Below are 20,425 nucleotides of genomic sequence, written 5' to 3' on the forward strand. Positions count from 1 at the left end.
TACGCTCGCCGCATGACGGAGGCGACCGAGGTGCGCGACGCGACGCCCGACGACTGGCCGGGGATCTGGCGCGCGCTGGAGCCCGTCTTCCGCGCCGGGGAGACGTACACGTACCCGCGGGACATCAGCGAGGCCGACGCGCGTGCCGCCTGGACCCGGGCGCCGGGCGCGCGGGTCCTCGTCGCGGTTGCCGCGTCCGGCGACGCGAGCGCGGCACCGGGCACGGTGCTCGGCACGGCGAAGTACCTGCCCAACCACCCGGGCGCGGGAGCGCACGTCGCGAACGCGAGCTTCGTCGTCGGGCCCGACGGCGCAGGGCGGGGCGTGGGCCGGACGCTCGCCCGCGCGGTGCTCGACGGAGCGCGCGCCGACGGCTACCGGGCGATGCAGTTCAACGCCGTCGTGGAGACGAACGAGCGTGCGGTGCGGCTCTGGGAGTCGCTCGGCTTCGTGGTCCTCGCGACCGTGCCCGAGGCGTTCGACCACCCCGTGCACGGCCTCGTGGGCCTGCACGTCATGCACCGCACGCTCTGAGGAGCGCGGCGTGCCGCGTCAGACGAGCGGCACCCACCACTCGAGCCGCGTGCCGCCGTCGGGCAGCGCGGTCGCGGTGCTGGACCCGCCCAGCGCCGCCGCGCGCGCCTGCATGTTCCGCAGCCCCGAGCGCCTCCCGCCGGGCTGGATCCCCACGCCGTCGTCCGTGACGGCCAGGCGCGCCTCGTGCGCGGTCACGGACAGGTGCACGACGACGTGGCTCGCCTGCGCGTGCCGCGCCACGTTGGTCAGGGACTCGCCGAGCACCACGACGAGCTGGTCGGCGACCTCGGCGGGCAGGCTCGGGCCGCCGTCGGACACGCCTGCGCCCGATCCCTCGGAGGCGACCTCGACGCTGACCTCCGGCGCGAACCCGAGCACCGTCGTCGCGGCCTCCGCCTGCGCGCGGAACCGGTCCTCGATGGAGGGCGCGTCCGGGTCGGTCGCCGTGTGCAGGGCGAAGATGGTCGAGCGGATCTGCCGGATCGTCTCGTCGAGGTCGGAGACGGTCTCCTCGATGCGGGTCCGCGCGTTCGGGTCGGCCACGAGCGGCTGCACGCTCATGAGGGTCATCGCGGACGCGAACAGCCGCTGGATCACGACGTCGTGCAGGTCGCGCGCGATGCGGTCGCGGTCCTCGAGGACGCCCACCTGCTTGGCCCGCCCGTAGAGCCGCGCGTTCTCGATCGCGACGCCCGCGGCCGCGGCGAGCGCGATCACGGCCGCCTCGTCCTCGGCCGTGAACTCCGTCGTGGAGTCCTCGCCGCCCGCCCCGGGCACCCGCTTGTCCGTGAGGTAGAGGTTGCCGAACACGGTCTCGCGCACCCGGACCGGGACGCCGAGGAACGTGTGCATCGGCGGGTGGCCCTCGGGGAAGCCCGCCGAGCGGACGTCGTCGGCGATCTCCGGGACGCGGATGGGCTCCGGGTTGTCGATGAGCTCGCCGAGCAGGCCCTCGCCGTGCGGCCAGTGGTCGATCGCGGCGACCTCGTCGTCCGAGAGACCCAGCGGGATGAACTGCGCGAGGCGCTCGCGGCCCGAGGCGTCGAGCACCCCCAGCGCCCCGTACCGCGCGCCGGTCAGCTCCATCGCCGCCTCGACGATGCGCCGCAGCACCTGCGGGAGGTCGAGGTCGCTCGTCACCGCCACGACCGCGTCCAGCACGCGTTGCCCGGCGGTGGCCGGCAGGTCCGTCGTTCCGCTCACCCGAGCCAGTCTCCCAGACGAGAGGCACCGGGCAGCACCCCGCCTGACCTGGAGGTGTGACGTGGGCGACACCCCCGCGCTATCGTGCGTCCACATCTCGGGACGTCCGTCGCCGTCCTGCCGGTCGCACACCGCTCCCGGCCCGGCACGGGCCGACCGAGGCCGTCGACGCAGGGGGCCGAAGGGACGCGGTGCCGCATGCCGACCACCGACCAGGGCGCGGGCCCCGCCGCGGCGACCGCGCTCGCCGACCTGCGGGCCGCCGTCGGGCACCTGCACCCCGACGACCCCGCCGAGCTCGTCGCCATCGCCGACGACCTACGCGCCCTCGGCAGTCCCGCCGCCGCGGTGCCGTTCTACGAGTCGGCCGTCGCGCACGGAGTCCCCGGGGCCGTGTACCGGCTGGGGGTCGCGCACCACGAGGCAGGCGACGCCGCCGAGGCGTTCCGCTGCTTCGAGCTCGCGGGCCTCGCGGGCGACGTGCTCGGCGCGTTCATGGCCGCGCAGGTCGCGACCGAGCGCGGGGACCTGCACGCCGCCCGCCGGTGGTACGAGCAGGCGCAGGAGGTCGAGGGCGCCTCCGTGCGGCTCGCGCAGGTGCTCGCCGAGCTGGGGGAGCAGGACGCCGCCGCCGACCTCCTGGCCGCGACGTCGGGCGAGAGCTGGGAGGCCGCGGTCGAGCTGACGCGCAGCGGCGCGCTCACGGGGGACGACGCCGTCGCCCTCCTGGAGGGCTGGGCCGAGGCGGGCGAGGCACGTGTCGCGGCGCCGCTGGCGGACCTCTACGTCCGTGCGGGCCGTGGCCTCGACGCCGAGGACCTGCTGGAGCAGGCGGCGCTCGTCGGCGAGCCGACCGCGCGCACGAGCCTCGGCGTCCTGCGGCTGCGGGCCGGTCGGGTCGCCGAGGCGATGACGCTGTGGAGCGAGGCCGCCGGCCAGGGCGACGCCCAGGCGGCGGAGCTGCTCGCGCGCTTCGGCTGACACCGGGGGCCACGCGGGTGGGGACAGAAAGGCGCCCGGCGGGCGACCCGCTCCGTCGAGCGTCGGTCGCCCTGCCGGGCGCGGAGGGCGGGACGTGCGGGTGGTCTCCCCACCGCCCGCACGTCCCTCTTCCCCCGGGAGCGACTCCCTGCAGCGACGGCCTCAGAATCGTCGCGCGGTATCGGTCGCCCCGTAGGCCCGCCGCACACGGCGGGCTGTCGTGACCGTCAGACCAGCCAGGCGTTGCGCTGGACGAACGGGATCTTCTTCCACGTCTTGCCGAGACCGAGCACGCTGCCCGCCCCGAGGAGCGTGAGCGCGATGATCGTCAGGGCCATCGTGATGTGGTCGTCGATGATCGGGTTGGTCACGAGCGGGAGCTCGGCCAGGTACATGAGCAGGAGCAGGAGCGTGCCGCTCACCGAGGCGACCCGCATGCCGATGCCCAGGATGAGGGCGAGCCCGATGCCGAGCAGGCCGACCATGAAGAGCACGTCGATGAACGCGTTGCCGGCCAGGCCGCCGAAGAAGCCCGAGAACGTGCCCTCGAGGTTCGACAGGAAGCCGGTGGTCGGGCTGTTCCCGTTGATCCACGACCGCTCGGCGGGGGTCGCGAACCCGAGCCCGAACGTCTTGTCGAGGAACGCCCAGAGGAAGTAGAAGCCGAGCACGATCCGCAGGACGCCGAGGACGACCTGGGTGTGTCGCGGAGCGCGCTCCGCGAGGCTGAGGGTCTCCGGCTCGTTGCCTTCGACCGTAGGGAGCGGCGCGTTGGCGCTCCGCTCGATCGTCCCCTTCATCACTGTCCCCTCTCATCGACCCGGCCGGTGCGGTCGGGCTCCTGAGACCAAGCAAACCCCTGTGAAGGAAGGGTGGACGTCAGGCAAAGGTCGCCGCCCACGGGGACCTAGGTCACCGGTGAGCCGGGCGATTCCGCGCGAACGATGCGTCCCGGGCCGAGCGCTGCGTCCGGGGACGCAGCGCTCGGGCGCCGACGCATCGCTCGCCGCGCCCTCCGGCCGGGTCGCTCAGGAGCCGGTGGAGCCGTCGATCTCCGCACGCAGCTCGTCCACGCGCGTGCGCAGGCTCTCGATCGCGTCGCGGACGGCCGCGTCGGCGCCGGAGAGGGAGTCCGCGACCGCGTCGAGCTCGGTGGACGCGTCCTCGAGCGCGGTCTCCGCGTCGGCGAGGCGCTGCTCGGCCTCGGCCCGGGTGTCCTCCGTGGCCGTGGCGGCCTCGTCCGCCGCGGCGCGGGCCTCGTCCGCCGCCTCCTGCGCGGCCGCGACCGCGTCCTCGGCGCGCGTGCGGGCGTCTCCGGACAGGGACCCGAGGTCGTCGGTGAGCGCCCGGACGTCGTCGCCGATCGTCTCCGCCTGGGACCGGGCGTCGTCGAGGAACTGCTGGACCTGGTCCCCGGTGAGGGTGAACTCCGGCACGCTCACCGAGCCGTCCTCCGCGCAGCCGGAGAGCGCGAGGGCCGCGACGACCGCCGCGCCGAGCGCGAACGAGCGTGACGTTGACCTGCGGTGACGCGTCGGTGAACTCATGGCGGCATTCTCCCCCGCAAACATGAGACGGGGGTGAGAGCCGCGTGGAGGCGGTGTACGGTAAGCGGACGAGGGCACTGTGGCGTGCAGCATGCAGCACACCGACCGGTGGGCGCGCGCAGCCGTGACGTCGGGCGCGACGACGCGCTGAACCGGCGCGCGGGACCGCAGGTCCGTGGCAGGGCACGAAGCACGGGAGTGAGCGGTGAGCACCACGGCGGAGCACGAGGGCGCGACGGACGACGTGCCCGAGACGCCTGAGCCTGCGGTGCCCGCAGCCGCCCCGTCGCCGCGCTTCGCGCGACGGGCTCGCACCGTCTCCCACGTCCTCATCTCCTCGGCGCTCGCGATCACGCTCGCCGCGGCGCTCGCGGGGAGCGTCGAGCCCCGACCGGGCGCGTCGTTCTTCTCCGCCGAGGGCACGACCGCGACGCAGGTCTCGGCGCTGTCCAGCACGCTCGGGGCCGGGCTCGACGAGGACCAGCAGCTCGACGGCGCGATCGAGGTCCTCGCCACGGCCAACGCGCTCGCGGACGGTGAGGTCACCGCCCCCGTGGAGCAGGCGCGCGCGGAGCTCGGCATGCTCCTCGCCACGTACCTCGCCCAGCAGGACGCCGCGCGCCGCGTGCCCGTCCAGGTGGTTCCCGACGGCGGGCTCGACCTCGACGAGTCGCTCGACGACGCCGAGGTTCCCGAGCTCCCGGAGCCGCTCGACCCGGGCACGGGCTCCGACGACCGAACCGTCCCCGGCACGGACGACCAGGGGACGACGCCCGCCGGGCGTCCCGCGCAGCAGCCGGCGTCCGTGGACGCCGCGGGCGACGTGGACGTGGTGCGCACGTCTGCCACGCGCACCGCCCCGTCCCCGAGCCCGACGAGCAGCCCCGACCCCAGCCCGTCCCCCAGCCCGAGCGGGTCGCCGAGCCCGTCGCCGTCGAGCGACGCGCCGACGGGTCCGACGACGCCGGGCTCCACCGACGGTACGAGGACCCCGGGGGACCGCACGCTGCCCGAGGACGCCGTGCCGGCTCCCGACGGCGTCGCTCCGGGGGAGCTCGACGGCACCTCGGGCGATGCTGCCGACCCGTCGGATGACAGCGGTGACGGCGAGCACGCCGAGGACGACGACCACGCCCACGGCGACGTGACGCTCGAGGACGTCGTGGTCTCGGCGACACACCTCGCGGACCTGCTCGGTACCGACTTCTCTCCCGTCGGCGTCGTCCCCGCGGCCGGCGTGACGGCGCTCGCGGGCACGACCCTCGCGGAGCGGCTCGCCGAGGTGGTCGAGAGGTACGCGGGCTCGACCGCGCAGTACCAGAACGGCCGGATCCCGCCCGAGGCGCTGTGCGCGCTCGACTTCGCGCCGGGCAAGACGCTGCGCTGCGACGCGGCGGAGCAGCTCGAGGCGCTCGCAGCCGAGTTCCAGAAGGAGTTCGGGTACGCGCTCAAGATCACCGACGCCTACCGCCCGTACGACGACCAGGTGCGGCTCAAGGCCATCAAGCCCTACCTCGCCGCGGTCCCCGGGACGTCCCAGCACGGCTGGGGCCTCGCGATCGACATCGGCGGCAACGTCCCGTCGGGGACGTCGCGCGAGTACGTGTGGCTGCGCACGCACGGCCCGGACTACGGCTGGGACAACCCCGCCTGGGCGCGGCCGAACGGGTCCAAGCCCGAGCCGTGGCACTTCGAGTTCTTCGCCGCGGGCAAGATGCCGACGCGCTACACGCCCTCCGAGGGCACGTCGCCGACGACCCCGCAGAAGCCGTCGACCCCGACCGCGCCCCCGGCGCCGAAGCCGACCCCGACCCCGCCCACCGAGCCCACGAAGCCGACCGAGCCCACGAAGCCGACCGAGCCCACGAAGCCGACCGAGCCGACGACGCCGACCGAGCCGGAGGAGCCCGCGAAGATCGCCGTGCCGGCCGGGCTCGTCGGGCGGACGCAGGCCGACGTCGAGGCAGCGCTCGCGAAGGCAGGGCTCAAGGTCAGCGTGACGACCAAGGAGGACGCCGCCGCGGCGGGTACCGTGATCGCGGTCGACCCGGGCTCCGGTGCCCAGGTCGCGCCGGGGAGCACGGTGACGATCGTCGTCTCGACCGGCCCCGCGGTCGTCGAGCCCGAGCCCGAGCCCGAGCCGACGCCGGATCCCACCGACGAGCCGACCGCCGCACCGACGTCGGCGCCGACCGAGGAGCCCACCGGGGACGCGACGGAGACGGCCGCACCCTGACGCGGGACGGCATCGAGACGCGGAAGGTCGTCGGGTCCCCGAGCCCACGGCGCGCGCGATAAATCCCGTGCGCCGTGCGGCGCGACCGCGTAGCCTCGTCGACGATGTGATCCTCACCTGCCCCGACCGCTCCGTCCCGTCGAGCCCGTCGTCGTGGCCCCCGCGCCGTCCTCGGCGCGCGTGCGTGCCGCCCGGGCACCCTGGTAGGTGATCACCCATGGCCCGTTCCACCCCTGTCCTCCGTGCGTCCGACGTCCGCGTGTCGTTCGCGGGTCGTCCCGTCCTGCGCGGCGTCGACCTCGCCGTCGACCCCGGCCACCGCACGGGTCTCGTCGGCGAGAACGGCGTCGGCAAGTCCACCCTGCTGCGCGTGCTCGCGGGCGCCCTCGCGCCCGACGACGGTGCGGTGACCCGGCCCGACGATCTCGGGTTCCTCCACCAGGAGTTCCCGTACCCGCCGTCGACGACCGTGCGCGCGGTCGTCGACGACGCGCTGGCGCGCGTCCGGGCGATCGAGCGCGAGCTCGAGGAGGCCGCGCTCGCCCTCGCGGGTCCGGACGGCGGGGGGCCCGTCGCGGGCGCCGACGAGGCGTACGCCCGCGCCCTCGCCCGGGCCGAGCTCGCGGACGTGTGGGACGCCGACGCGCGGGCCGCGCGCACGCTCGCTGGCCTGGGGCTCGACGTCGACGGTGTCGCCGGTCGGGCCGTCGGCTCGCTCTCGGGCGGGCAGCGGACGCGGCTCGGGCTCGCCGCGCTGCTGGTGCGCCAACCCGGCGCGCTGCTGCTGGACGAGCCGACGAACCACCTCGACGACGACGCGGCCGAGTTCCTCGCGGCGGCGCTGCGCGCGCTCCCGGGCGCCGTCGTGCTCGCGAGCCACGACCGGGTCTTCCTCGACGAGGTGTGCACGGAGATCCTCGACCTCGACCCCGTGGCCGAGCCGCTGCGGGGCGCCGCGGACGGCGCGTCGCGACCCGGGGGCACGGCCACGCTGTACGGCGGCACGTACAGCGACTACCTGGACGCGAAGCGCGTCGAGCGCGCGCGCTGGGAGCAGCGGTTCGAGGCCGAGCAGGCGGAGCTCGTCGAGCTGCGCCGGTCCGTCGCGGTCACCGCTCGCGACGTCTCGAAGAACCGCGAGCGCGGCAACCAGGCGAAGATCCTCTACGACTTCAAGGGGGAGCGCGTCCAGAGCCAGGTGTCGCGGCGCGTGCGCAACGCGCAGCAGCGCCTCGACGCCCTCGATCGCGACCAGGTCCGCAAGCCCCCGCCGCCGCTGCGCTTCGCCCCGCCGAGCGGCGACGGCGCGATCACCCCGGGAGGGGGCGACGTCGTCGCCTGGGCGCGGGGCGTCGTCGTGCACCGACCGGCGGGCACGGGCGCGCCCGGCGAGCGCGCCGAAAGGCTCGACATGGCGGCGTCGGGCGTGCCCTCGATCGAGGTCGCGCGCGGCACGCGGCTGCTCGTCACGGGCGCCAACGGCGCGGGGAAGTCGACGCTCCTGCACGTCCTCGCGGGCGACCTCGCACCTGACGCGGGCACGGTCGGGCGGGCGCGCGGGGTGCGCGTCGGGCTGCTGGAGCAGGACGTGCACCTGCACGACGACGACCGCACGTCGCGCGAGCTCCTCGCCCTCGCGCAGGGCTGGGACCCGACGGACCGGGCGGGCGCGCGCGAGGCCGCCGTGGACGCGCACGGGCTGCTCGCGCCGCGCGACCTCGGGCGCCCGCTCGCGGAGCTGTCCGTGGGCCAGCGGCGGCGCGTCGTGCTCGCCATGCTCGTCACGCAAGCGCCGGACGTGCTGCTCCTCGACGAGCCGACGAACCACGTGTCGCTCACGCTCGCGGGGGAGCTCATGGAGGCCGTCGACGAGTGGCCGGGCGCCGTCGTCGTCGCGTCGCACGACCGGTGGCTGCGGCAGCGCTGGACGGGCGACGTCGTGCACCTCGCGTGAGCCCTGCACCTGTCGGCGCCCCACGCGTCGTGTGACCCGTGGGGCGCCGACAACTCGCTGGCCCAAGGCGCCGGAGGGTGCCTAGGGTCGGTGGGTGGACGAGGAGCAGACCGGTGCCGTGGCACCGGACAACGCGTGGAGGCAGGTCGTCGCGTCGCTCGCCGACGCGGGGCGGTTGGAGGTGCTCGCGCGCGTCGTGACGGAGGGCCCCGCCGAGGCGGTGCTGTCGGCGGACGAACGGCGGCGGCTCGCCCCGCTCCTCGCCGCGGGGGTGGTCGTGCGCGACGAAACCGGGTTACTGCGTGCCGCGCCGGAGCGGTTCGCGGCGCTGCTCGCGACGGTCCCCGCTCTCCGGCCGACGGGTCCCGAGCGGTTCCTCGTCGACGGCCGGCTGCTGCGCTCGCCCAAGCGGCTGCGGGACCGCGAGCTCGTGGTGCGGTTCCTCGCGGCGCGGGTGCTGCCGCTGGAGGAGCCCGTCACCGAGCTCACGCTGACCAAGCGGCTCGCGGAGCGCGCGGCAGACCCCGTGTCGTTGCGGCGCGCGATGGTCGACGCCGGCCTCGTGCACCGCACGCGCGACGGCGCGGAGTACTGGCGCACGGTCGTCACGGAGTTCGACGACGTCTGAGGCCGAGGCTGCGCGGGCCCCGCGGCCGGGGCCGCGCGTCGGACGCGGCGGCTAGGGTCGGTGCCATGAGCAGCGAGCGCGCCCTGGCGGCGCTGGAGGCGACGGGCATCGACTACACCGTCACACGGCACGGCCGGGTGGGGTCGCTCGAGGAGGCCGCCGCGGCCCGCGGCGTGGACCCGTCGCGTGTCCTCAAGACGATCGTCGTGCGGCGCGCGGAGGACGACTATCTGTTCGTCCTCGTCCCCGGCGACCGCCAGATCTCCTGGCCCAAGCTGCGCGCGCTCCTCGGCGTCTCGCGCCTGTCGATGCCGGACAAGGAGGTCGCGCGCGACGTCACGGGCTACGAGCGCGGCACGATCACCCCGTTCGGCTCGACGCACCCGTGGCCTGTGGTCGCGGACGTCCGGGTCGTGGCCGGACCGGGGGAGGGCGACGACGTCGACGTCGCGGGTGACGCCGACGGGCAGGGCGCGGGGTCCGAGGCCGCGGCGCGCCTCGTCTCGATCGGCGGGGGCGCGCACGGCGTCGCCGCGACGGTGGACGGGCAGGCGCTCGTCGGGGCGCTGGGCGCGCAGGTCGCGGACGTCACGGAGCCCCTGTAGCGCGTCCGTCCGGCCACGGCGCGGCGGTTGTGTGGGTTCGGAGAAAGGTCGAGGACCACCCCCGCGGGGGCTGGTGCGTGCAGCGCGTCGGGTGCAGACTCGTTCTGCTCCGGTCACGGTCGCCCGGCGCGGTCCGTCGCCCGACGGCGGCGCGCGCGACCGGACGGAGCCTCGCGGGGGCGCGCGGGGAACAGGCCGTCACCACCGGACGTTGTCCGGAGGGGCGGCCGACAGCACGCAGGACGACTCGAGAGAGACGGTGAGCGGGAACCGTGGACACAGGCAGCGCGATCGACCGGACGAGCGGGATCGTCTACGCCCCGGCGGACGGCGGCGTGGTCGTGACGATGTGGGGAGAGATCGACGCGGCGCTGCGCGACCGCGCGAGCGAGGCGATGTCCTACGTGCTGGACACACGAGGTCGCGTCGTGGTCGACGTCGCCGACGTGACCTTCATCGACTCGTCGGGCATCGCGTTCATCATCCAGCTCTACATGCTCGGCGAGGAGGACGGCCGGGACGTGGTGCTCCGCGACCCGTCGACCAGCATCGTCGAGCTGCTCGACATGATCGGCATGGGCGGCCGCATCCCCGTGGAGCGCAGCGGCGCGACGACCGGCCCCATCGAGGTCGTCGGGGCGGTCTGACTCAGGCCGACCCGTACGGCGGGTCGTCGTGGCGGGGCGGTGGCGCGTCCTGGGTGCCGGAGCCGCGGGGAGGGTTCTGCGCCGGGAGCTTCTGGCGCAGCGCCGCCCAGTAGAGCCCGGTGAGCATGCCACCGACGACGGCGATCGGCACGAGCGCGTCCCTGAACCACAGCGCGGAGCAGGCCAGGAGCGCCCCGTACACCATCGGGACCGCCAGGTCGAGGGTGCGTCGGTCCACGGGTCCTCCGTCGGTCGGGTGCCCGCGCGGGCACCGTGCGGCTCGACCCTACCGGGGCGCGGCCTGTGCCGCGGTGCCCCGCCGCAGGTCGGACCGCACCGCCGTCGGTCCTTCGGCCTGTGGGACGCGGTCGGTACGGTGCGGACATGCGCATCCTGCACACGTCCGACTGGCACCTCGGGCGCACGCTGCACGGGGTCGACCTGCTGGAGCACCAGGCCGCGCACCTCGACCACCTCGTCGAGCTGACCCGCACGGAGGGCGTCGACGCCGTCGTCGTCGCGGGTGACGTGTACGACCGCGCCATCCCGCCGGTCGACGCCGTCTCGCTCCTGTCCGACGCGGTGACGCGGCTCGCGGAGCACGCGCACGTCGTCGTCACGCCGGGCAACCACGACTCCGCGGTGCGGCTCGGGTTCGGGGACCGCGTGATGCGTCCGGGCGTGCACCTGCGCGCGCGGCTGTCCGACGTCGGGACGCCCGTCGTCCTCGCGCCGCGCCAGGGGAGCGGCGGGGGAGACGACGCGCCGCTGCTCGTCTACGCCCTGCCGTACCTCGACCCGGACACGGCGCGTCACGCGCTGGCCGAGAGTGACGACGCCGAGCGCGAGCTCCAGGACCCGAGCGCCGGCAGCGGGCGGCGGCCGCTCGCCCGGTCGCACGAGGCCGTCATGGCCGCGGCGATGCGGCGCGTCGGGACCGACCTCGCGCGTCGTCGCGCGCAGGACCCGACCGCCCGGGCCGTCGTCGTCGGCCATGCGTTCGTGGTCGGCGGGCTCGCGTCGGAGTCCGAGCGGGACATCCGTGTGGGCGGGGTCGACGCCGTGCCCGCGGCCACGTTCGGGGGCTGGGGGATCGACTACGTCGCGCTCGGGCACCTGCACGGGCCGCAGCGCGTCACGGTGCCGGACGTTTCACGTGAAACCGCAGGTCACGCCAGCGGGCCGGTGACGGTCGCGCGCTACTCCGGATCGCCGCTCGCGTTCTCCTTCTCCGAGCTGCACCAGCGCAAGTCCACGGCGCTCGTCGACCTGGACAGGCTCGGTGCCGGCGGAGACCCGGACGCGGCCGTCGAGCTCGTCCCCGCGCCGGTGCCGCGGCGGCTCGCCGAGGTCGCGGGGACGCTCGACGACCTGCTCGGGGAGGCGGGCGAGCCGCACGTGGACGACTGGCTGCGCGTCGTCGTGACGGACGCGGTGCGCCCCGCGGAGCTCTACGCGCGCGTCCGGGGACGCTTCCCGCACGCGCTCCAGGTGACCCACCGCCCACCGCGCCCCGCCGAGCGGGAGGTCGTGACCGCCGTCGGGCCGGGGCGGGACCCGCTCGACGTCGCGCGAGACTTCGTCGAGCACGTGGCGGGCCACGCGCCGACCGACGCCGAGGTCGCCGTGCTGCGCGAGGCGTTCGAGCTCGCGCTGGCGGAGGAGCGGAGCGCCTGATGCACCTGCACTCGCTGACCTTCCAGGCCATCGGACCGTTCGCGGGCCTCCACCACATCGACCTCGCGTCCCTCGGCGCGTCCGGGATCTACCTCCTCGACGGGCCCACGGGCGCGGGCAAGTCGACGATCATCGACGCGATCGTCTTCGCGCTCTACGGCAAGGTCGCCTCCGACGCGGCGAGCGACGACCGCCTCCGCTCGGCGTTCGCGGGGCCCGACGTCGAGTCGTTCGTGGACCTCGTGCTGGAGGTCCCGTCGGGCGTGTACCGCGTGCGCCGGACACCCGAGTACCGGCGGCCCAAGAAGCGCGGCACCGGCACGACGACCCAGCAGGCGTCGGTGCGGCTCTGGCGCCTGGCGGGCGTGCCGTCCGCGGAGGCCCTCGCGGGGGTCGACGGCCCGCCCGGCGAGCTGCTCTCGGCGCGCCTCGACGAGGCGGGGGACGAGATCCGCCGGATCGTCGGGCTCGACCGGCGTCAGCTCGTGCAGACCGTCGTGCTGCCGCAGGGCGAGTTCGCGACGTTCCTCCGCGCGAAGCCCGAGGACCGGGCCGTGCTGCTGCAGAAGGTCTTCGGCACCGAGCTCTACCACCGCGCGGCGGTGCGGCTCGCGGAGCTCGCGCGCGCGGCGCGGGCACGGTCGGACGGCGCGCGGCAGGGCGTGCGCGGCGCGGTCGAGCGGTTCACCGGGGCAGCGGGGCTCGTGCCCGACGACGCCCGGCGACTGCGCGAGGCCGCGCAGGACGACGCGCGGCTGCGGCGTGCCGACGAGGCGGACGTCGCCCGGGCCGTGGCGGACACCGGTCGGGGTGTGGCGGACGACGCTCGGGTTGAGGCGGACATCGCTCGGGAGAAGGCGAGGCCGACGGGCCTCGACACCGCGGACACCGCGCCGCCGTCCCCGGCGCCGCTCGACGACGGACGGGTCGCGGTGTGGGATCCCGCCGCACCCGCGGCGGTGATCGAGGAGGCAGCCGCCCCGGTCGCGGGCGTGCACGCGCTGGCCCTCGCGCGCGTCGCGGGGCTGGAGGCCGAGGCGGAGGTGCTGGCCGAGCGCGAGGTCACGGCCAACGCGGCTCTCGTCGCGGCACGCGACCGGCTCGACGCCGAGCGGGCGCTCGCCGACGCCGTCGAGCGCCGGGCGCGGCTGCGCGCCGAGGAAGCGCGCCTCGCGGAGGAGGAGCCCCAGGTCGCCGTCGACCGGCGTCGGGTCGACGCCGCGACCCGGGCCGCCGTCGTCGCTCCTGCGGCGCAGGGCCTCGTCCGCGCGGAGCGGCTCCTCACCGCCGCGCACGACCGGCTCGCGCTCGCCCGGACGGGCGCGCCCGCGCCCCTCGCCGACGCCGACCCGACGACGCTCGAGGCGCTGCGTGCCGACGTCGCGACGGCCGGGGTGCGCGTGACCCGCCTGCTCCCCCTCGGTGCCTCGCTCCCGGCCCGGGACCGGGAGGTCGCGGACGGACGCAAGGACGTCGTGCAGGCCGCCGAGGAGCGAGCGCGCACGCTCGACGAGCTCGCCGCGCGCCCGGCGCGCCGCGAGGAGCTGCGCCTGCGGCTCGCATCGCTCGCCGAGACGGCCGCGACGCTCGGCGCCCTGCAGGAGCGGGCCCTGCGCGCGCGTGCGGTCGAGGAGGCGGCGCGACAGGCCGCGACGCTCGCCGTGGACGAGCAGGCCGCGCGCGCTGCGCGCACGGAGGCCGCGACGGTCGCGCGCGCCGCCGTCGAGCAGGAGGCGCGGGTGCGGGCGGCCCGCATCGCCGGCCTCGCGGGCGAGCTCGCCGCCGGCCTCGCCGACGAGTCGCCGTGCCCGGTGTGCGGCGGGACGGACCACCCGACCCCGGCGCCGCTCGCGGACGACCACCCCACGGCGCAGGACGTCGAGGACGCGGAGCGCGGCCGGGCCGAGGCGGAGCGGGCGCTGCACGACGCCTCCGCGCGGGTCGAGGTGCTCGCCGAGCGGCTGAACGCGCGCCGTCGGGACGCCGAGGGCCTGACGCCGGACGAGGCTGCGGAGCGGGTCGCGGAGGTCGACGCCCTCGTCGCGGGCGCGCGGGTGGCGGCCCACGAGCGCGCGGACGCCGAGCGCGAGCTCGACGCCCTCGACGTGGCCACGGTCGCGCTCCAGCAGCGTGCCGCGACGCTCGCGGAGGAGATCGCCGGCACGACGGCCCGCCTCGACGAGCTCGAGACGGCGATCGGCGCCGACCGGGCCGAGATCCGCGCGGAGGTCGCCGCGGCCGGACCGCTGGTGGAGCTGGCCGACCTGCCCGACGCCCTCGCCGACGAGGGTGGGACCCGCAACCCGGTCGCCGTGCTCGCCGTGGCGCTCGAGGAGCGGCTCCGCACGATCGACGCGCTCGCCGACGCGGGGGCCGCGGTCGCCGCTGCGGGACGGGCCGTCGAGGAGCGCACGGCCGAGCTCGGTGCGCTCGTCGAACGGTCGGGGTTCGCGGACGCCGCCGAGGCGCTGGACGCCGTCCTCGACGAGCCGGTCCGCCTCGCCCTCGCGCGCGGCGTCGCCGAGCACGAGGCGGCGTGCGCCGCCACGGCCGCGGGGCTCGCCGACCCCTCCCTCACGGACCTCCCCCCGGACGCCGAGCCCGACGTCGCCGCGGCGCGGGCCGCCGTCGCGGAGGCCGAGGCGACGGCCCGGGCCGCGGGTCGTCGGCACGAGCTCGTCGCCCGTCAGGCACAGGCTGCGCGCGTCGCCGCGGAGGGGATCGGGACGACGGCGGACGACTGGGACCAGGCACGGGCCGCCGCCGAGCCGGTCGCCCGCATGGCGGCGCTGGCGTCCGGCTCCGGGGACAACGCCCACGCGCTCACGCTCGCGACGTTCGTCCTCGTCCAGCGGTTCGAGGACGTCGTCGCCGCCGCGAACGAGCGCCTCGCGGAGATGTCGTCGGGCCGGTACGAGCTCGTGCGCAGCGCGACCCGCGAGGACGTGCGCGCGCACAAGCGCGGGCTCGCGATGAAGGTCCTCGACCACGTCACCGAGCGCGAGCGCGACCCGCGCACGCTGTCCGGCGGCGAGACGTTCTACGTGTCCCTGTGCCTGGCCCTGGGTCTCGCGGACGTCGTCACGGCGGAGGCGGGTGGCGTCGAGCTCGGGACGCTCTTCGTCGACGAGGGCTTCGGCAGCCTGGACCCCGAGACGCTCGAGGCGGTGCTCGCCGCCCTCGGGCGGCTCCGAGCGGGCGGGCGCGTCGTCGGCGTCGTGTCGCACGTGGAGGCGCTCAAGCAGTCCATCGCGGAACGCATCGAGGTGCGGCGCGTGCCCGGAGGCGGGAGCACGCTCACCGTGCGAGCGTGAGGACGGCGGTGCTTGCCGGACACGCCTGTCAGGGACGCTGAGCGGAGGCACCCACCGACGTCGCCGATGCCGGGTCGACGGCGTCGATGCCCTGGCCGGCGCGACCGAGCGCAGCGCCGTCCACCGGCGGTGAGGGGTGGTGCGGATGGCAGGACCGACCGGGCACGACGGCGCGGTGACCCCGCGCGCCGCCCGGCTGCGGCGGCGCTGGGACCGGGAGGCGGGCGCCTACGACCGCGGCATGGCCGTCGCCGAGCGCCGCTTCTTCCCGGACGTCCGTCCCCGGGCGTGCGGGCTCGCGACGGGCGAGACGCTGGAGGTCGCGATCGGCACGGGCCTCAACCTCGCGCACTACCCCGCGCACGTGCTCGACGGTCGTCTGACGGGCGTCGAGTGGAGCCCGGGGATGCTCGCGCTCGCGCGACGTCGGGCGGCGGAGCGGGGGATCGATGTCGACCTCCGGCTCGGCGACGCGCAGCGGCTCGAACTGCCCGACGACGCCTACGACACCGTCGTCTGCACCTTCTCGCTCTGCGCGATCCCCGACCACCGTGCCGCGCTCGCGGAGATGGTCCGCGTGCTGCGGCCCGGCGGCCTGCTCGTCCTCGCCGACCACGTCGAGTCGACGTCGTGGCTGCTCCGCGCGCTCCAGGCGGCGGGCGACGTCGTGAGCGTCCCGCTCGCCGGGGAGCACTTCCGCCGCCGCCCGCTGCGCTGGGTGCTCGACGCGGGACTCACCGTCGAGCGGCACGACCGCACGCGGGCAGGGGTCATCGAGTGGTTCGCGGCGCGCACACCCGGTCCACGAGCTCCGTGACCGCCGCGCGCACGGGGTGCGGCGGCGCGCCGCCGTCGAGCGCGAGCGCCGCGCGGTCGAACGCCGCGGAGAGCAGGAGCGTCAGCGCGTCGAGCCGGTCGTCGTGCGCGATGTCGAGGGCGGCGTCGTCTGCGGCGTCGTCCGTGACGCGCGGTGCGGTCGGCCCGTGCTCGCGCGCGGGGACGGGGCTCGGACGCTCGGGCGCGGGGTGCGCCTCGTGGCGCGGTCCCGCCGTCGGCCTCCTGGTGCCGTGGTCGCGCGCGCTGCCCTCGCGGGTGCGCTCCTGGTCCGGCGCGATGTCCAGAGCCGCGGCGAGGCCCGCGCGCAGCGTGCGACGGGCGTGGCGCGCGTCGAGGGCGTCGGCCTCGGCGGCGCCGAGCACGGCCGGGGCGTCGACGAGCAGCAGGCGCGTCCGGCCGGGGACCGCCATCGCGTCGAGGTAGGCCCGCGCGCCCTCCACGAGCAACCCGCGGGCGTCGGGTGCGTCGGGTGACTCGGGCGCGTCGCTCGTGCGGGGTGCCGTCCTGGCGGGCGGGCCGGTCCGCGCCTCGATCTCGCGTGCGACGGCCTCCGCCTCGGCCTCGACGACCGCCCGGAACAGGTCCCGCTTGTCCGCGTAGTGGTGGTAGAGCGCGCCGCGCGTGACGTGCGCGGCCGCGGCGATCTGCGGCGTCGACGCCTCCGCGTACCCGGGGTCGACGAACAGCGCGCGCGCCGCTGCGACGAGGGCGGTCCGGGTGGCGAGGGTGCGCTCGGCGTTGGTGCGACGGGTCTCTTGCATACCGACAGACTGTAGGTCATTCTTGGATACATGCAGCCTGTTTGTTTATTCGGAACGGCTGCCCATGACGAGGAGGAGAAGAACCGTGCGCATCACGAGCTGGTACCCGGTGATCATGACCGGAGACGTCGCGGCGACCGCGGCGTTCTACGTCGAGCACCTCGACCTCCGGCCGCTCTTCACGAGCGACTGGTACGTGCACCTGCAGTCCGTGCACGACGACGCGGTGAACCTCGCCGTGCTCGACGGCGACCACGAGACGATCCCCGAGAGCGGGCGGGGGAGGGCGAACGGGCTCCTGCTCAACCTCGAGGTCGAGGACGTCGACGCCGTCCACGACCGGTTCGTCGCGGCGGGCCTGCCGATCCTGCGCTCGCTGCGCGACGAGGCGTTCGGCCAGCGGCACTTCATCACGGCCGACCCGAACGGCGTCCTCCTCGACGTCATCACGCCGATCCCGCCGACGGGCGAGTTCGTCGAGCAGTACGAGGAGTCCGACCTCCCGACGGCGTGAGCGGACCGGACGGGCGCGCCGGAGGGTGTCACGAACCGGGACCGCGTCCGTCCCTCCTACGGGGGCAGGGCGACGACCGACCGCGGTCGTCGCGCGTCATCACCGGGACCGTCGCGACCGCGGCGGGTGGACCGCTGCCCGGTGCCGTCGAAGGAGAGCAGCAATGTCAGCAGCATCGTCCCCGCTCGAGCGCGAGCTGCGGCGCATGGAGGTCATCGCGCGCCGTGAGCAGCTCCGGCTCGTGGGTCGCGTCCTGCCCCGCGTGGCCGAGCGCCGCCGCTGGGCGGACGCCCCGCGGCGTCAGTCCCCGACGACCGCGACACGGTAGACGACCCCGTCGGGCGCACGTCGGCCGAGCGCCGCGCCCGCGGCCGAGCGTCGTACCCGCGGCCGAGAGCTGCGTCTGCGGCCGAGCGTCGTACCCGCCGCCGAGCGCTGCGTCTGCGGCCGAGCGCTGCACGTCCGGGTGCATCCCTCGCCCCGGAGCGCATCTCTCGGCGCGCGGGGTGCTCAGCGCGGTGCGCCCAGGCCGGCGAGGTCGCGCGCGCGGAGCAGCACGTCGTCGAGCATCTGCGGCGTGAGCCGTCCGGTGAACGTGTTCTGCTGGCTCACGTGGAAGCACCCCAGGAGGGTGAGGGTCGGCGCGGGGTCCGCCTGCCCGACGTCGGGCACCGCGCTCGCGGGACGTCCCGCCGCGGCGCCGGCCGGCGTGGGTGCCCGACGCCGCAGCGTCACCTCCGCGCCGTGCGCGAACCGTGGGCGGGGGCGCGGCACGTCCCAGCCCTGCTCCGCGAGCGTGGACAGCAGCGCCTGCCACCCGAACCCGCCGAGCACGACGGCGACGCGCACGGTCTCCCCGAGCAGCTCGACCTCGCGCGCGAGGTACGGCCCGCACCGGCGGCGTTCCTCGGGCGTGGGCTTGTTGTCGGGCGGGGCGCACCGCACCGGGGCGGTGACGCGGATCCCGGTGAGCCGCAGCCCGTCGTCCGCGGACACGGACGTCGCCTGGTTGGCGAGGCCCGTGCGGTGCAGGGAAGCGAAGAGGAAGTCGCCGCTGCGGTCGCCCGTGAACATGCGGCCGGTGCGGTTGGCCCCGTGCGCGGCGGGCGCGAGCCCGACGACGAGGATCCCCGCGCGCTCGTCGCCGAACCCGGGTACGGGGCGGGCCCAGTAGTCGTCCTCGCGGAACGACGCGCGCTTGACCTCGGCGACGTGCTCGCGCCACGCGACGAGCCGCGGGCACGCCCGGCAGTCGACGAGGTGCGCGTCGAGCGCCGCGAGCGTCGGTGCGCCGCGCGCGCCGAGCGGATAGTCGGGTTCGTCGGGCGTCACCCGCCCATTCTCCGCGTCGAGCACGACGTTGCTGTCGTTATCCGGCGAATAACGACAGCAACGTCGTGCTCGACGGCGCGTGGTGTCGTTCTCGGCGCCGGGGCCGCGCCGGGTCAGGCGCCGCGGTCGGCGAGCACCGTCGCCTCGGCGAGCGCTGCGGCGTCGTCGGGGACGGCGACGGTCGCCTCGTGGCCGGGCTGGTCGACGGCGCCCGCGGTACGGGATCCGTCGACCGTCGCGCCGGACGCGGCGGTGGCGCTGCCGACCACCGCCGCGTGCCGGGTGCCGAGGGCGTCCGCCGCATCGTCCGGGACGGGCGCGCCGAACGTGTGCCGCAGGCCGAGCAGGACCGCCCCGGCGATGACGACGACGCCGAACATCACCGCGGCCATCGTCACGGGCGGTGACCCGCCGAGCAGGCCGGTCAGGGGCGCGACGACCGCGCCGACGCCGAACTGGAACGCCCCGATGAGCGCCGCCGCGCTGCCGGCGCGGTGCGCGTTGCGCTCGAGCGCGATGGCGGGGACGGACGGCATGACGAAGCCCGCGGTGCCGAGCGTGAGGACGATGAGCGGGACGAGCCACGCGAGCCCGCCACCGGCCAGCGCCGCGACGAGCAGACCGCCCGAGAGGACGAAGCCCGCGGCGACCGCGCCCTGGAGGATGCGCTCGGGCGCCACGCGGCCCACGAGCGCGCCGTTGATCTGGCTGCCCGCGGTCACGGACACCGCGCCGACGCCGAACACGATCGCGTACTGCTGCGCGGACATGCCGAAGAAGTCCTGGAACACGAACGTCGACGCGGAGATGTAGGTGAACATCGCGGCCATGTAGAAGCCCGCGATGAGCGCGAGCCCGATGAACGACCAGTCGGTGAGGAGCGAGCCGTACGACCGCAGGGCGGCGACGGTCCCGCCGGAGCGGCGGCGTTCCGCGGGCAGGGTCTCGCGCAGGCGGAGCAGCACGAGCACGAACAGCACCGCCCCGACGACCGCGAGCGCGACGAACATGCCGCGCCACGACCCGAGCCGCAGGAACTGGGCGCCGATGGTCGGGGCGAGGATCGGCGCGACGCCCACGACGAGCATGAGCCGCGCGATGACCTTGCCGATCTGGTAGCCCTCGAACGAGTCGCGCACGATCGCCATGGAGAGCACCATCCCGGCGGCCGCGGCGAGACCTTGGACGAACCGCAGGCCGGTGAGCGCGGCGACGGACCCGGCGAACACGATCCCCACGGACGCGGCGACGTAGACCGCGAGGGAGACCAGGAGGGGTGCGCGACGGCCGATCGCGTCGGAGACCGACCCGATGAGGAGCTGGCCGAGCGCGAGCCCGGCGAGCGTGGCGGTGAGCGTGAGCTGGACGCGGGACTCGGTCGTGCCGAGCTCGTCGACGATGCGCGGGAAGGCGGAGAGGTACAGGTCGATCGTCAGCGGACCGATCGCGGTGAGCGCGGAGAGCAGCAGGACGAGGCCCGCGCTGATGCGCCCGGGTCGGGCGGGAGCGGCGGGGCTCGTGGAAGGTCCGGTGCCCGGCTGGGCGGCGACGGGCGCGGTCGGCGCCGGGGTCGCGGGTGGGGTGGAAGCCATGAGAGGGGCAACCGCGGGCGGGGCGTCACATGTTCCCGGACGCCGTACGTGATCGGATGC

Annotated in this window: 19 protein-coding genes; 12 read left to right on the forward strand and 7 right to left on the reverse strand. The window is 76.0% G+C overall.

Annotated features, from left to right (window positions below; translation table 11 throughout):
• Window positions 1-12: 12 nt before the first annotated feature.
• The gene (locus NF338_RS01690) at window positions 13-534 is read left to right on the forward strand and encodes a GNAT family N-acetyltransferase (RefSeq protein WP_264029180.1); all 522 of its coding nucleotides are present in this window, start codon (window positions 13-15) and stop codon (window positions 532-534) included.
• Window positions 535-552: 18 nt separating this feature from the next.
• Here the strand turns inward: NF338_RS01690 and NF338_RS01695 are convergent, their stop codons facing one another.
• Window positions 553-1,740: a GAF domain-containing sensor histidine kinase gene (locus NF338_RS01695; RefSeq protein ID WP_264029181.1), complete on the reverse strand. Its 1,188-nt coding sequence runs from the start codon at window positions 1,738-1,740 to the stop codon at window positions 553-555.
• 198 nt (window positions 1,741-1,938) lie between these two features.
• On the opposite strand from NF338_RS01695, the gene NF338_RS01700 reads away from it, so the two are divergent.
• Window positions 1,939-2,721: a tetratricopeptide repeat protein gene (locus tag NF338_RS01700; RefSeq protein ID WP_264029182.1), complete on the forward strand. Its 783-nt coding sequence runs from the start codon at window positions 1,939-1,941 to the stop codon at window positions 2,719-2,721.
• Between the two features lie 227 nt (window positions 2,722-2,948).
• On the opposite strand, the gene NF338_RS01705 is transcribed toward NF338_RS01700, so the two are convergent.
• Together NF338_RS01705 and NF338_RS01710 are read right to left on the reverse strand one after the other, a co-directional pair.
• Complete coding sequence (locus NF338_RS01705; protein WP_264029183.1) at window positions 2,949-3,521, reverse strand: hypothetical protein; 573 nt, start codon at window positions 3,519-3,521, stop codon at window positions 2,949-2,951.
• Between the two features lie 228 nt (window positions 3,522-3,749).
• Window positions 3,750-4,268: a hypothetical protein gene (locus NF338_RS01710; RefSeq protein ID WP_264029184.1), complete on the reverse strand. Its 519-nt coding sequence runs from the start codon at window positions 4,266-4,268 to the stop codon at window positions 3,750-3,752.
• Between the two features lie 205 nt (window positions 4,269-4,473).
• Between NF338_RS01710 and NF338_RS01715 the strand changes: the two genes are divergently transcribed.
• From NF338_RS01715 to NF338_RS01735, 5 genes are all read left to right on the forward strand, one after another.
• Complete coding sequence (locus NF338_RS01715) at window positions 4,474-6,504, forward strand: M15 family metallopeptidase (protein ID WP_264029185.1); 2,031 nt, start codon at window positions 4,474-4,476, stop codon at window positions 6,502-6,504.
• 217 nt (window positions 6,505-6,721) lie between these two features.
• On the forward strand, window positions 6,722-8,458 hold the full coding sequence (locus NF338_RS01720; protein ID WP_264029186.1) for an ABC-F family ATP-binding cassette domain-containing protein: 1,737 nt from the start codon (window positions 6,722-6,724) through the stop codon (window positions 8,456-8,458).
• Between the two features lie 94 nt (window positions 8,459-8,552).
• On the forward strand, window positions 8,553-9,086 hold the full coding sequence (locus NF338_RS01725; RefSeq protein ID WP_264029187.1) for a DUF2087 domain-containing protein: 534 nt from the start codon (window positions 8,553-8,555) through the stop codon (window positions 9,084-9,086).
• Window positions 9,087-9,151: 65 nt separating this feature from the next.
• On the forward strand, window positions 9,152-9,691 hold the full coding sequence (locus NF338_RS01730; RefSeq protein ID WP_264029188.1) for an aminoacyl-tRNA deacylase: 540 nt from the start codon (window positions 9,152-9,154) through the stop codon (window positions 9,689-9,691).
• A gap of 272 nt (window positions 9,692-9,963) precedes the next feature.
• A complete protein-coding gene (locus tag NF338_RS01735; RefSeq protein WP_244286300.1) occupies window positions 9,964-10,338 on the forward strand; it encodes an STAS domain-containing protein in 375 nt (124 codons plus the stop codon).
• 1 nt (window position 10,339) lies between these two features.
• Here NF338_RS01735 and NF338_RS01740 read toward each other — a convergent pair whose 3' ends face one another.
• The gene (locus tag NF338_RS01740) at window positions 10,340-10,576 is read right to left on the reverse strand and encodes a hypothetical protein (RefSeq protein ID WP_264029189.1); all 237 of its coding nucleotides are present in this window, start codon (window positions 10,574-10,576) and stop codon (window positions 10,340-10,342) included.
• Window positions 10,577-10,722: 146 nt separating this feature from the next.
• On the opposite strand from NF338_RS01740, the gene NF338_RS01745 reads away from it, so the two are divergent.
• The 3 genes from NF338_RS01745 (at window position 10,723) to NF338_RS01755 (ending at window position 16,146) form a co-directional block, all read left to right on the forward strand.
• Window positions 10,723-12,015 (forward strand): exonuclease SbcCD subunit D, encoded by a 1,293-nt coding sequence (locus tag NF338_RS01745; protein WP_264029190.1) that lies wholly within the window; start codon window positions 10,723-10,725, stop codon window positions 12,013-12,015.
• Complete coding sequence (locus NF338_RS01750; RefSeq protein WP_264029191.1) at window positions 12,015-15,329, forward strand: AAA family ATPase; 3,315 nt, start codon at window positions 12,015-12,017, stop codon at window positions 15,327-15,329. Before NF338_RS01745 ends, NF338_RS01750 begins: the two co-directional genes overlap by 1 nt.
• Window positions 15,330-15,474: 145 nt before the next feature.
• On the forward strand, window positions 15,475-16,146 hold the full coding sequence (locus NF338_RS01755) for a class I SAM-dependent methyltransferase (RefSeq protein WP_264029192.1): 672 nt from the start codon (window positions 15,475-15,477) through the stop codon (window positions 16,144-16,146).
• Here the strand turns inward: NF338_RS01755 and NF338_RS01760 are convergent.
• The gene (locus NF338_RS01760; protein ID WP_264029193.1) at window positions 16,100-16,927 is read right to left on the reverse strand and encodes a TetR/AcrR family transcriptional regulator; all 828 of its coding nucleotides are present in this window, start codon (window positions 16,925-16,927) and stop codon (window positions 16,100-16,102) included. The genes NF338_RS01755 and NF338_RS01760 overlap by 47 nt on opposite strands.
• Before the next feature lie 85 nt (window positions 16,928-17,012).
• On the opposite strand from NF338_RS01760, the gene NF338_RS01765 reads away from it, so the two are divergent.
• Both NF338_RS01765 and NF338_RS01770 read left to right on the forward strand, forming a co-directional pair.
• Complete coding sequence (locus NF338_RS01765) at window positions 17,013-17,441, forward strand: VOC family protein (RefSeq protein WP_264029194.1); 429 nt, start codon at window positions 17,013-17,015, stop codon at window positions 17,439-17,441.
• Between the two features lie 163 nt (window positions 17,442-17,604).
• Window positions 17,605-17,769 (forward strand): hypothetical protein, encoded by a 165-nt coding sequence (locus tag NF338_RS01770; RefSeq protein WP_157759503.1) that lies wholly within the window; start codon window positions 17,605-17,607, stop codon window positions 17,767-17,769.
• 182 nt (window positions 17,770-17,951) lie between these two features.
• Here NF338_RS01770 and NF338_RS01775 read toward each other — a convergent pair whose 3' ends face one another.
• Together NF338_RS01775 and NF338_RS01780 are read right to left on the reverse strand one after the other, a co-directional pair.
• Window positions 17,952-18,773 (reverse strand): uracil-DNA glycosylase, encoded by an 822-nt coding sequence (locus NF338_RS01775; RefSeq protein ID WP_264029195.1) that lies wholly within the window; start codon window positions 18,771-18,773, stop codon window positions 17,952-17,954.
• A gap of 113 nt (window positions 18,774-18,886) precedes the next feature.
• A complete protein-coding gene (locus NF338_RS01780) occupies window positions 18,887-20,365 on the reverse strand; it encodes a multidrug effflux MFS transporter (protein WP_264029196.1) in 1,479 nt (492 codons plus the stop codon).
• Between the last annotated feature and the right edge of the window lie 60 nt (window positions 20,366-20,425).

Origin of the sequence: Cellulosimicrobium sp. SH8 (genome assembly GCF_025818875.1) — a bacterium.
In the GTDB taxonomy this organism is placed as follows: domain Bacteria; phylum Actinomycetota; class Actinomycetes; order Actinomycetales; family Cellulomonadaceae; genus Cellulosimicrobium; species Cellulosimicrobium cellulans_D.